Source organism: Pectobacterium punjabense, from assembly GCF_012427845.1.
GTDB classification, from domain to species: Bacteria; Pseudomonadota; Gammaproteobacteria; order Enterobacterales; family Enterobacteriaceae; genus Pectobacterium; species Pectobacterium punjabense.
In genome coordinates this window covers 1,203,271-1,215,654 of record NZ_CP038498.1, presented here as the reverse complement: position 1 = coordinate 1,215,654, position 12,384 = coordinate 1,203,271, and the positions used below count along the sequence as shown (strand labels likewise).

Annotated in this window: 13 protein-coding genes; 8 read left to right on the top strand and 5 right to left on the bottom strand. The window is 53.6% G+C overall.

Going from position 1 to position 12,384, the window contains the following annotated elements:
- The first annotated feature begins 70 nt into the window (after positions 1-70).
- From E2566_RS05490 to mutS, 6 genes are all read left to right on the top strand, one after another.
- A complete protein-coding gene (locus E2566_RS05490) occupies positions 71-985 on the top strand; it encodes a Fe(3+) dicitrate ABC transporter substrate-binding protein FecB (protein WP_107168786.1) in 915 nt (304 codons plus the stop codon).
- A complete protein-coding gene (gene fecC, locus E2566_RS05485; RefSeq protein WP_107168785.1) occupies positions 982-1,977 on the top strand; it encodes an iron-dicitrate ABC transporter permease FecC in 996 nt (331 codons plus the stop codon). The genes E2566_RS05490 and fecC overlap by 4 nt, the downstream gene beginning before the upstream one ends.
- On the top strand, positions 1,977-2,936 hold the full coding sequence (gene fecD / locus E2566_RS05480) for a Fe(3+) dicitrate ABC transporter permease subunit FecD (RefSeq protein ID WP_107168784.1): 960 nt from the start codon (positions 1,977-1,979) through the stop codon (positions 2,934-2,936). Before fecC ends, fecD begins: the two co-directional genes overlap by 1 nt.
- On the top strand, positions 2,937-3,704 hold the full coding sequence (gene fecE / locus E2566_RS05475) for a Fe(3+) dicitrate ABC transporter ATP-binding protein FecE (protein WP_107168783.1): 768 nt from the start codon (positions 2,937-2,939) through the stop codon (positions 3,702-3,704). It abuts the gene before it with no gap.
- Positions 3,705-3,877: 173 nt separating this feature from the next.
- Positions 3,878-4,507, top strand: coding sequence for a glutathione S-transferase family protein (locus E2566_RS05470; RefSeq protein WP_107168782.1), 630 nt, complete (start codon positions 3,878-3,880; stop codon positions 4,505-4,507).
- Positions 4,508-4,808: 301 nt separating this feature from the next.
- A complete protein-coding gene (mutS, locus tag E2566_RS05465) occupies positions 4,809-7,373 on the top strand; it encodes a DNA mismatch repair protein MutS (protein ID WP_205942466.1) in 2,565 nt (854 codons plus the stop codon).
- A gap of 58 nt (positions 7,374-7,431) precedes the next feature.
- Here mutS and nlpE read toward each other — a convergent pair whose 3' ends face one another.
- Positions 7,432-8,127, bottom strand: a complete 696-nt coding sequence (nlpE, locus tag E2566_RS05460; protein WP_205942469.1) for an envelope stress response activation lipoprotein NlpE — start codon at positions 8,125-8,127, stop codon at positions 7,432-7,434.
- 71 nt (positions 8,128-8,198) lie between these two features.
- Positions 8,199-8,753 (bottom strand): YaeQ family protein, encoded by a 555-nt coding sequence (locus tag E2566_RS05455; RefSeq protein WP_107168779.1) that lies wholly within the window; start codon positions 8,751-8,753, stop codon positions 8,199-8,201.
- Between the two features lie 240 nt (positions 8,754-8,993).
- On the opposite strand from E2566_RS05455, the gene E2566_RS05450 reads away from it, so the two are divergent.
- The gene (locus E2566_RS05450; protein WP_015731006.1) at positions 8,994-9,194 is read left to right on the top strand and encodes a YaeP family protein; all 201 of its coding nucleotides are present in this window, start codon (positions 8,994-8,996) and stop codon (positions 9,192-9,194) included.
- Positions 9,181-9,441 (top strand): Rho-binding antiterminator, encoded by a 261-nt coding sequence (gene rof, locus E2566_RS05445; RefSeq protein WP_012773648.1) that lies wholly within the window; start codon positions 9,181-9,183, stop codon positions 9,439-9,441. Before E2566_RS05450 ends, rof begins: the two co-directional genes overlap by 14 nt.
- 128 nt (positions 9,442-9,569) lie before the next feature.
- On the opposite strand, the gene tilS is transcribed toward rof, so the two are convergent.
- The 3 genes from tilS to accA form a co-directional block, all read right to left on the bottom strand.
- Entirely contained in the window at positions 9,570-10,919 is a 1,350-nt protein-coding gene (tilS, locus tag E2566_RS05440) for a tRNA lysidine(34) synthetase TilS (protein ID WP_107168778.1), read from the bottom strand.
- On the bottom strand, positions 10,909-11,298 hold the full coding sequence (locus E2566_RS05435; protein WP_107168777.1) for a VOC family protein: 390 nt from the start codon (positions 11,296-11,298) through the stop codon (positions 10,909-10,911). The genes tilS and E2566_RS05435 overlap by 11 nt, the downstream gene beginning before the upstream one ends.
- Positions 11,299-11,424: 126 nt before the next feature.
- Positions 11,425-12,384 carry an acetyl-CoA carboxylase carboxyl transferase subunit alpha gene (gene accA / locus E2566_RS05430; RefSeq protein WP_107168776.1) on the bottom strand — a complete coding sequence of 320 codons (960 nt, stop codon included), beginning with the start codon at positions 12,382-12,384 and terminating at the stop codon, positions 11,425-11,427.

Here is a 12,384-nt window from a genome sequence, read left to right as displayed (position 1 = left end):
CACACGTTCGCGCCGGGCAAATGCCCGGCCTGACTCTCGTTCACGATAATGACCATTATGGAGTTACGCTATGTCTGCTCTAATTCGCGTTGCACTGATTGCAACACTTTGCCTGTTCGGATTGGGTCGCGCCCATGCCGTCACGGTACAAGATGAACAGGGTTCCTTTACCCTCGACACACCGCCTCAGCGCATTGTGGTGCTGGAACTTTCTTTTGCCGATGCGCTGGCTGCAATAGACGTCAGCCCAGTCGGTATCGCCGATGACAACGATCCTGACCGAATTCTGGCGGAAGTCCGTGAACATCTTAAGCCGTGGCACTCCGTGGGAACGCGCGCACAGCCGAGTCTGGAAGCTATCAGCGCGCTGAAGCCTGATTTGATTATCGCCGACAGCAGCCGCCATAGCGGTATTTACGCGGCGCTGAAAGCGATCGCGCCGGTACTGCTGCTGAAATCACGTAACGAAACCTATGAAGAGAACCTGCATTCGGCGGAGATCATCGGCAAGGTGCTGGGGAAAGACAGCGCGATGCAGACCCGCCTCGCCCAGCATCGTGAGACAATGAAAACCTACGCCGACCAGCTTCCAAAAGGAACGAGCGTCGCCTTTGGCACCTCGCGCGAGCAGCAGTTTAACCTGTATTCCAGCGAGGCCTACACCGGCAGCGTGCTGGCTGCCCTCGGTCTGAGCGTGCCGAAACCTATCAACAATGCTCCGATGGCCTCCATCAATTTGGAACAACTGCTGGCGATTAACCCACAGTGGCTCATTGTGACGCACTATCGCGAAGAAAGTATTGTGAAACGCTGGCAGCAAGATGCGCTCTGGAACATGTTGGAAGCCCAGCAAAAACAGCAGATTGCGGCCGTCGACAGCAATGCCTGGGCACGGATGCGCGGTATTTTTGCCGCGGAACGCATCGGCAGCGATACAGTGAAGATTTTTAAACATCAGCCCGTTAGCATCAGCAGCGAGCAATGAGGGGAAATTTCCATCCGTTCTGGCGTTGGGGATTGCCGATAACAGTACTGCTGGGCGTATTCTGGCTCAGCCTGTTCTGTTATTCCGCCATCCCCATTCCCGCATTGAGTGCCATAAAAGTCCTGATGACGGGATCGCCGTCTTCGCTACCGGAGACGCTGGTACTCAACTTGCGCTTGCCACGCAGTCTGGTTGCCGTCTTGATCGGTGCCAGTTTGGCGCTGTCCGGCTCTCTGCTTCAAACCCTGACCCATAATCCTTTGGCCTCCCCTTCTTTACTCGGTATCAACAGCGGCGCCGCGCTGGCGATGGCACTGACTAGCGCTTTTGCGTCTTCGCTATCCGGTTACCCTATTGCCTTTGTTGCCGCTATCGGCGGTGGTCTCTGCTGGTTAATGGTGATGGCCGCAGGCGGTGGCTGGCGACAAACACTCGACCGCAATCGACTGATTCTGGCTGGCGTCGCGCTATCCGCATTGTGCATGGCCTTAACGCGGATTACGCTTCTGCTGGCGGAAGATCACGCCTATGGTATTTTTTACTGGCTGGCGGGCGGTGTCTCCCACGCACGCTGGGTGGAATTCTGGCAACTCTTCCCCTTTGTCATCATCGTCACTCCGGTTGTACTGCTGATGGCGAACCAGCTCAACCTGCTGAATATCGGTGACGTGAGCGCCCATACGCTGGGCGCCAACTTAGGCCGTCTGCGCCTGCTCCTCAATCTGGCGGTACTGATACTCGTGGGAGCCTGCGTCAGCGTAGCGGGCCCGGTAGCATTTATCGGTTTGCTAATACCGCATCTGGCACGTTTCTGGATCGGCTACGATCAGAGAAAAATGCTCCCGATGAGCATGCTGCTGGGTGCGGCGTTTATGTTATTGGCCGATCTGCTTGCTCGCGCGCTTGCCTGGCCGGGCGAACTCCCTGCCGGTGCCGTGCTGGCACTCATTGGTGCCCCCTGTTTTGTCTGGCTCGCAAGGAAACGAGGATAATGCGCCCCATCACGGTGTTTATTTCGATCGCGCTGATACTGCTCACCATCTGCATTCTGTCACTACGTATGGGAGCGATTCCGCTACCGTGGTCAGCATTGATAAACGGCTGGCACAACGCCAATGAACATCATTATGTGCTGACACAGTATCGCTTACCTCGTGTGCTGCTGGCGCTGTTCGTCGGCGCAGCGCTGGCCATTTCCGGCGTACTGGTGCAAGGGATTGTGCGTAATCCACTGGCCTCACCGGATATTCTCGGCGTAAACCACGCGGCGAGTCTGGCAACCGTCAGTACACTGATGCTGGTGCCTTCACTGCCCGTGCTCTGGTTGCCGCTTCTCGCGTTCATCGGCGGCATCGCCGGACTGCTGATTCTGCGCCTTATCGCGGGAGCCTCATCCCCCATGCGGCTGGCACTCATCGGCGTGGCGCTGTCCGCCACCTGGGCAAGCGTCACCGATTACCTGATTCTCTCCCGCCCGCAGGATATCAACAATGCGCTGCTGTGGTTGACGGGTAGCCTATGGGGACGCGACGGGTCATTCGTCATAGTTGCACTGCCCATCCTTTGCGTATTGATTCCACTCAGCCTGCGTTTTTGCCGCGATCTGGATTTACTGGCGCTGGGCGATGACCGCGCCAGCACGCTGGGTGTCAATATCAGACGTATCCAATTCTGGGGATTGGCACTCGCCGTGGCACTCGCCGCGACCAGCGTTGCCGTCTGCGGCCCCATCGGCTTTATCAGCCTCGTGGTGCCGCATTTGATCCGACATTTGGTGGGAGGACGGCACCGCTGGCTTCTTCCGACTTCCGCCGTTGCTGGTGCGCTGGTGCTACTGCTTGCCGATCTGCTTGCACGCACGATCAATCCGCCGATGGAATTACCCGCAGGGGTACTCACCGCGATTATCGGTGCGCCTTGGTTTTTCTGGCTTCTTATGAGAATGCGCTAAATGGAACTGACAACACAAAACCTGACGGCGGGCTATGGCGACAAACGCATTCTTGATAGCCTGTCGTTATCGCTCCCCAGCGGAAAAATCACCGCCCTGATCGGCCCTAACGGCTGCGGTAAGTCAACGCTGCTAAAGTGTTTCGCCAGGCTGCTTACCCCGAAGTCCGGCGCTATCCTGCTTGATGGAAAACCGCTCTCTGCGTTTTCCGCTCGCCAGCTCTCGCGCCATCTGGCGCTGTTACCACAGCACCACCTCACGCCAGAGGGGATCACCGTACGTGATATGGTGGCCTACGGGCGCAGCCCTTGGCTATCACTATGGGGACGGTTATCACAGGACGATCGTCAGCGCGTGCAACTCGCGATGGAGAAAACACACATTGTCGATCTGGCAGAAAGACGGCTGACCGATTTGTCCGGCGGGCAGCGCCAACGAGCGTTTCTGGCAATGCTGGTGGCGCAGGATACGCCCGTCGTACTGCTCGATGAACCCACCACCTATCTCGACATCAATCATCAGGTCGAATTAATGAAACTGCTGCGCGAACTCAATCAGGCCGAAAAAACGGTCGTGACCGTCCTGCACGATTTGAATCAGGCCAGCCGCTACTGCGATCATTTGGTCATGCTGGCAGGCGGACGCGTGATAGCACAGGGGTCACCGCACGAGGTGATGAAACCGGAGCTACTGCAACAGGTATTCAGCATCGATGCGGAGATCCACGCCGAGCCGGTATCAGGCCAACCGATGTGTGTGGTGCGGTAATCGCAGGTCATGTTCTTATCCACCAGAGAAGATACAACCACCTTATAAAAATATTTATGCCCCTACAAAAATAGCCTTGTTAGCCGTGAATCATCGGAATCGCTACCCTACGTGTATTACCTGAAATCAATACACGTAGTAGCTCAAATCATCAGAATTTAAGGAAGCGTAATATGGGATTAAAATTACACCATCTTAATGATTCTCGGTCTGTTCGTATCCTCTGGTTACTTGAAGAAGCCGGGATACCTTATGAACTTGTCAGATATCAGCGGGATGAGAAAACGCATCTGGCACCCGCATCATTGAAAGCGATACATCCTTTAGGTAAATCACCGTTGATTGAAGAAGATGGCAAAATCATCGCAGAATCCGGCGCGATTGTTGAATACCTGATCAATCGCCACGCAAAACACTTAGCCCCAGATGCAAGCACAGCCGAATATATTGATTATCTTCAGTGGGTACACTTTGCAGAAAGTTCCGCCATGTTGCCGGTTTTATTGAAGATCTTTGGCGAATTTGAAAAGAACACTGGCACCACACTGAATTTCCTTGAACGTTACGCTGACAACGAATTCGATAAAGTCTTTTCATTTTTAGACGACACACTGTCTTCAAGAGAATTTATCGTGGGCGATACGCTAACTGGCGCAGATATTATGCTCGGTTTCGTTATCAATACCGTCGTGGAACGGCTCGTTCCAGCCGATCGTTTCCCCAATATTCAACGCTATGCGCAGCGGCTGAAAAATCTGCCTAGCTGGCGGAAAATCCAGGATATCGAAGCAAACGCAGAATAAGGAATAAGCGCGAGGCATCACACCGATGTCGGGAAAACTTGCGAGCCGCCTCGCGCACTCCAACAATAGTGGAAAAATCGGATACGCATCCTTGTCTCAGTCTGGTAACGTCGCGTTGACGTCAAATAACGGCTATCAATGGTAAGATAGCGCACTCGCAGGTGATGTTTTTCATCTGCCAGCCAGTATACTTCTGGCATTCCATTTCAATGCTCAGGTGACGGGCCATCAGGAAGGTTGACCATCCAACCCTGCGCTATCATCTGAACGAACAAAAGCGTTAAGACTGAGTAAAATCAATATGAATGAAGCCACAGAGAAGGACTTCACCGCCCACACACCAATGATGCAGCAGTATTTTAGGCTAAAGGCTGAGCATCCAGAAATTCTGCTGTTTTACCGCATGGGCGATTTTTACGAGCTGTTCTATGACGATGCCAAACGGGCTTCTCAACTGTTGGATATCTCGCTGACAAAACGCGGCGCTTCCGCAGGGGAACCGATCCCGATGGCGGGCGTTCCTCATCATGCCGTCGAGAACTACCTTGCCAGACTGGTGCAAATGGGTGAGTCCGTCGCTATCTGCGAGCAGATTGGCGATCCCGCCACCAGCAAAGGTCCCGTTGAGCGCAAAGTCGTACGCATCGTCACACCGGGCACCATCAGCGACGAAGCACTGTTGCAGGAAAAGCAGGATAACCTGCTGGCAGCGCTCTGGCAGGACAGCCGGGGATTTGGCTACGCTACGCTGGACATCAGCTCTGGGCGTTTTCGCGTGAGCGAACCGGCAGACCGGGAAACCATGGCAGCCGAGCTACAGCGCACCAATCCAGCAGAATTACTCTACCCAGAATCCTTTGAGTCCACGGATTTAATCGAAAATCGTCATGGACTCCGCCGCCGTCCGCTGTGGGAATTTGAACCCGATACCGCGCGCCAGCAGCTTAACCTGCAATTTGGTACTCGCGATCTAACCGGTTTTGGCGTCGAGCAGGCAAAACTCGCGCTGCGGGCAGCAGGATGCCTGCTGCAATACGCGAAAGACACCCAACGTACTTCGCTGCCACATATTCGTGGCATTACGATGGAGCGCCAACAGGACGGCATCATCATGGATGCGGCGACGCGTCGTAACCTTGAACTGACACAAAATCTGTCTGGTGGTGTGGAAAATACGCTGGCTGCCGTGCTGGACTGCACCGTGACGGCAATGGGCAGCCGGATGCTGAAGCGCTGGATTCATATGCCTAGCCGCGATGTTGATGCGCTCAAACAGCGCCAACAGGCCATCAGTGCGTTACAGGAGATCACGCCCGATTTACAACCCTATTTGCGGCAGGTCGGCGATCTGGAACGTATTCTGGCACGCCTTGCTTTACGCACAGCACGCCCACGCGATCTCGCGCGTATGCGCCACGCTTTCCAGCAGTTTCCCGATATTCGCGAACAGCTTGCGCCGTTGGAGACCGACTCCGTTCGCCGTTTGGTCAGCCTGATTGGCCAATTTGATGAACTGCGTGATTTGCTGGAACGCGCCGTTGTCGAAGCACCGCCGGTGCTGGTACGCGACGGTGGGGTCATCGCACCGGGCTACCATGCCGAATTGGATGAGTGGCGTGCGTTGGCTGACGGCGCCAGCGATTATCTGGACCGTCTGGAAATTCGCGAGCGTGAAAAACTGGGGCTTGATACGCTGAAAGTCGGCTTCAATGGTGTGCACGGCTATTACATTCAAGTTAGCCGAGGCCAGAGCCATCTGGTGCCGATCCACTATGTCCGTCGCCAGACGCTGAAAAATGCCGAACGCTACATCATTCCCGAGCTGAAAGAATACGAAGACAAGGTTCTGACCTCAAAGGGCAAGGCACTGGCGCTGGAAAAAGCGCTCTACGATGAACTTTTTGATTTGCTGTTGCCTCATTTAGCGGAACTCCAGCAAAGTGCAGCAGCACTGGCCGAGTTGGATGTGTTAGCAAACTTGGCCGAGCGAGCCGATACGCTAAATTACGTCTGCCCGACGCTGAGTGACAAACCCGGCATCAAAATTACAGGCGGTCGTCACCCCGTCGTCGAGCAAGTACTGCGTGAGCCGTTTATTTCGAATCCCCTATCGCTCTCGCCACAGCGTCGTATGTTGATCATTACTGGTCCCAACATGGGGGGGAAAAGTACCTATATGCGTCAGACGGCACTGATTGTGCTGATGGCGCATATCGGCTGCTTTGTGCCAGCGGATCAGGCGGTCATTGGCCCCGTCGACCGTATTTTCACCCGCGTGGGCGCCGCAGACGATCTGGCATCTGGCCGTTCCACTTTCATGGTAGAAATGACGGAAACGGCGAATATTCTGCACAACGCTACGGAAAACAGTCTGGTACTGATGGACGAAATCGGTCGCGGCACCTCAACCTACGACGGTCTGTCGCTGGCATGGGCCTGTGCAGAGAATCTGGCAAACCGCATCAAAGCCATGACGCTGTTTGCAACGCACTACTTTGAACTAACCACCCTACCGGAAAAAATGGAAGGCGTGGTGAATGTCCATCTGGATGCACGCGAGCACGGCGATACCATTGCCTTTATGCACAGCGTACAAGACGGTGCAGCCAGCAAAAGTTACGGTCTAGCCGTCGCCGCACTTGCGGGTGTACCGAAAGAAGTGATTAAACGTGCACGTCAGAAGCTGAAAGAGCTGGAAACGTTATCGAATAACGCGTCATCCAGCCATATCGATGGCGCGCAGCTAGCGCTGTTGAGTAATGATGAACCGTCACCGGCGATAGAAGCGCTGGAAGCCATTGATCCTGATGCACTCACGCCACGTCAGGCGCTAGATTGGCTTTATCAGCTAAAGAAAATGCTCTAACGCGAGTCAGAACGAAAAAGGCACTGAAAATCAGTGCCTTTTTCTTTTAAATGCCGAATCAGTCTATCTGTGTATCGCAGTTTTCTCGTGCCTTCATACGTACTTTATCGCCCCCGTTAGGGACAACTGCCTTCACCATTTGCCCCTCTTCCATCGACGGAATAACGGCAAAATGCGCAGTGAGAACAAGTAATACCGGTTCCGCAGCTTTCTCTCTCACGCGAAAATATTCTCTTTCCAACTCCGCACTGTCATCCATCACAAAAGTCTTTCCTGTCGCGCAGTCAGAGAAGGTCGCGACATCCGCCATATAGCGATACATTCCCTTCATTACCATCGGCGTATTTGGCAGCGGCTGCTCGGTTGCTGTCAGTTGACGAGGAAGAGATGAATTGATGGGCAAACCTTGTTGATCCAACATTTCAAGGGCGCTATCAACTGGGCGGAAGTAACGTTTTTCGCCCGCACTATCCGTCAGGACCAGCTTGTCCGCGGTGCGCCGCCATTGCCCATAGGAAGCGAACGTGTTGTTGCCTTCTCTCGTCGTTTGATACTGTTCACGCAGAACAAAAGTCCCGTCTTTTTCCAAAAACAGTGACGTATCAATCCCTCCGCAGTCTGCACAGGGTAAAACGCCACGATAGCTTTGCGCCATTGGTTTAAGGGGCTCTTCCTGAACTTGTGAACGGGTATGACACCCGATCAACCCAGAAATCCCCGCAATCAACAGCACACCGATAGCCAGTTTTTTCATCATTATTTTTCTGTCCCTCTGTCCTGTTTTCCCGTTCTTACTCAATACGCTGTAACGTACCCAACTTGTTATCATCCCTGAGTCTGAGGAATTTTCCACTCAGAAAATGTTATTTCAAGACTATTCTTATCGTCAGACAACCAGATCGTACCATCCTGGATCGTTGCCTGTAGTGACATGGTGCGCTGAACCAGTCCGGCAAGCTGAGCCAGTTGATTGTCATCTAAAAATCGGACAGCCAGATTCTTGTATCCAGAGACCTTATTCGATATCGCATTCCACCAAACCTGTGCCGCACGCTCGCTGTAGGCATACAGCACCACGGCACGGGACTGATTGCAGGCTTTCTTCAGACGTTTTTCGTCCGGCAGGCCTAACTCAATCCACAATTCCAGCTCCATCGTATCATTACGTCGCCAGATTTCTGGTTCGTCATCTGCGCTAAGCCCTTTGGTAAAGCGCAGATTTTCATCAGCGTGGCAGATCCATGCTAAAAGCCGCAGCATCATGCGTTGCTCAGTTTCAGAGGGATGCTGCGCTATTGTCAGGCTCGCATCGTGGAAAAAATTCCGATCCATATCGGCGATATTGATTGCTGCTTTGTAAACCGTTGCTTTTAATGCCATCAGTGACCTCGTTTTTATTCCCTCCTAGTTTACTTGAGTTAGCGCCATCCTCACAGTAAAGGTGATATCTGCCACGTATCCGATAGATTAGGCATCTAAGGACTACTGATATCCTGTTAATCCCTATGCTATAGTCGGTTTGATAAATAGAGTTTATCTTCGTAGGCTTACAACATCGCGCACCACGGCAAGTGATGATGCATGAATATCTACCGAGCTAAGCTTTTAAGGGAGGATATAGTGCAAGAATACTGTGAATTAGTACGTCGCTTATACGCAGAGATCGCCAGTGGCGATCTGGGCTATATACCCGATTCGCTGGGTTGTGTTTTGAAAACCCTGGATGGCATTGCCGCGAATGAGGCGTTGCCATCCTCCGTCAGGGAACAGGCCGCTTTTGCCGCCGCTAACTTATTGGTGAGTGATTATGTCAATGAGTAATGAATATCAACCCATCAACTGTGATGATTACGATAGCCTGGAAGCCACCTGTCAGCAGAATCTGACGCTGACGCTGGAACTACGCAATGGTGAAGTTGTGACCGGTAAAGCCAGTGATATGATCTCACGTAAACAGGTCGAATATCTGGTGATTGAAGCCTCCGGTGCAACGCGCGAACTGCGCCTCGACCACATCGTCAGTTTCAGTCATCCTGAAATCGGGAAAGTCGTTGTCAGCGAATCCTGACGGACCGTCCCTTTCATTGAGCGGCAAACGCTGAATAAATGCTTCCCAAACGGACAACGCAAGTTGTCCGTTTTTATTTCAATGCTAACCAACATCAGTTTCTTCCCTAGGCTTTTTTCCCCCTAGGCTTATTTTTCACAAACTTGTTTTTCCCACATAATGTGCCACACAGGCTGATCTTCTCTAACTTGCCCTTCTCGCGTGACAAATCGCCCCACAGCGGCAATCAGTTGATCGTTATAAAACACCAGCGGCGTCCGGTCACGCCACCAGGGTGGAACATCCAGCTCCTGCCAGAGTTTCTTGATTTGCCGACCGTGTGCTCTGCCAACAATATGCACAGTTCCGCTGGTTGAGAAGCGGATACTCACCGCCTCACCGTTTTCCGGCGCGCGAACCGCGATCCCACCATCAGCCAGCAACAGCGTACCGAGATTGTCAGGGAGAGATAACGGACATGACGTCGGTTGCCACGGCAGAATGCGGTCTTTTAGCGACGGCACCAGCGGTAGCAGGTAGAGAAATTGGCGAAAACGGCGGATCTGCATCTGATTCAACTGCAATACCGGCTCCGCATCCTGACGGCTGGTCGCCACCTCATCCCAAAGCCGCTGCAACTGTTCACGTGCTGGCATCATCGCCCCTTGCTGCGCTAGCCAGCGGCGCAGCAGCGCAAAGCGACGTACCGGGCTTAGCGGCAGCAGACCACCAATGCTCAGCGCGCCATCCGGCTGGCATAACGCCTGCAATGACTCCTCCAGCAGCTCATCGATCAGTTGTTCCTGTTCGGCACACAGCTGGGCGCTACGTGCCACGGCGGAGGAGAAATGCGGCCAGCGCTGCGTCAGTCGCGGTAAGATCTGGCGGCGTAGAAAATTGCGGTCAAAACGTTCATCCTGATTGCTGTCGTCTTCAATCCAATGAAGCTGATGCCGCTGCGCATAGGCTTCCAACTGGATACGAGAAAACCCTAACAGCGGACGAATGAGACGATGATGACCCAACATAGTGTTAGCCGCCATCGCAGACAATCCGGCAGGCCCGCTGCCGCGTTTAAGCGCCAGTAAAAAGGTTTCACTCTGGTCATCAAGGTGCTGTGCCGTCAGCAGGGTTTCCCCCTCTTGCAGATGCGTTTGCAGCGCCTGATAGCGCGCGGCTCTGGCTGCGGCTTCGATGCCGCCGTTCTGCGCCTCAACCGTCACAGGCAGCGAGGCAAACGGCACCTGCCAGCGTTCACACTGCTGGCGACAATGTTCGGCCCAGCTATCGGCCAGCGGATTTAAGCCGTGATGGACATAAGCCGCACGAAGAGTCACCCCAGCACGCTGGCGCGCGGCCACCAGCAGATGTAATAGTACGCTAGAATCCAGGCCACCGCTGTAGGCTAGCAGGATTGACCCGCATCCAGCCGTCTGCGCCACAATCGTCTGGATCAATCCATCATCAGGTTCAGTGTGGTTCACAGAATCAGATCTCATACAGTTCTAAAGGCAAGCCGTCAGGATCGGAGAAAAACGTGAATCGCTTCTGCGTTTCAGGATCGATCCGCACGGGTTCACAGATGACGCCAGCCTGCCCCAACGAGGCAATGGCTTGTTCAACGTCCGCCACGGCAAAAGCTAGATGACGTAAACCGCACGCTTCCGGCCGGCTGACTCGCGATGGGGGATGCGGGAAAGAAAATAGCTCAATGGTGTAACGCCCATTCAGCGAAAGATCGCCTTTCCACGACTGCCGCGCTTCACGGTAAACCTCGTTGTTCAACGTAAACCCCAGCACATCACAATAAAATGCCTTGCTACGTGCATAATCAGCGGCAATCACCGAAATGTGATGGACATCAAGCAGTGTCAGCATGCTCTAACCCCCTATAGCAAAAAATCCGCTGTCATTTCTGACAACGGATTTTCAAAGTAACGCCCGAGTCGCCGGATTGATAACCCATCAATCAGACAATTACCTTGTCAGCAATAACCACAGTACTTAACAGTAACCATAGTTCATCAAACGCTGATAACGGCGGTTCAACAGCTCTTCTTCCGTCAGGCCGTCGAGGTCGAGCAGATCGGCCAGCAACTGTGCTTTCAGAGATTCAGCCATCGCCGGAACGTTACGGTGCGCCGAACCCAACGGCTCAGGGATCACGGTATCGATCAGTTTCAGCTCTTTCAGACGCGGCGCAATGATGCCCATGGCTTCAGCCGCCAGCGGCGCTTTATCCGCGCTCTTCCACAGGATAGACGCACAGCCTTCCGGTGAAATAACCGAATAGGTGCTGTACTGCAACATATTGACCTTGTCGCCCACGCCAATAGCCAACGCACCACCGGAACCGCCTTCGCCGATAACGGTACAGATAATTGGCACACGCAGCGTCGACATTTCACGCAGATTGCGCGCGATCGCTTCAGACTGACCGCGTTCTTCCGCGCCCACGCCTGGATAAGCGCCCGGCGTGTCGATAAAGGTCACGATCGGCATCTTGAAGCGATCGGCCATTTCCATCAGGCGCAGCGCTTTGCGATACCCTTCCGGTGCAGGCATGCCGAAATTACGGCGAATCTTTTCTTTGGTTTCACGTCCTTTCTGATGACCAATGATCATCACCGGGCGTCCATCCAAACGGGCAATCCCGCCGACAATGGCTTTGTCGTCAGCATAGGCACGATCGCCCGCCAACTCATCAAAGTCGGTAAAGATGTGCTTAATATAATCAAGCGTATAAGGACGTTGCGGATGGCGCGCTAATTGCGCAACCTGCCAGGCACCCAAATCGGCGAAGATTTTGCGCGTCAGTTCAACGCTCTTCTCACGCAGGCGCTGGACTTCTTCGTCCAGGTTAATATCTAATTTTTCGTCTTGACGGCTGACTGCGGTCAGCGAGTCAATTTTCGCTTCCAACTCTGCAATCGGCTGCTCAAAATCAAGAAAATTCAGACTCAT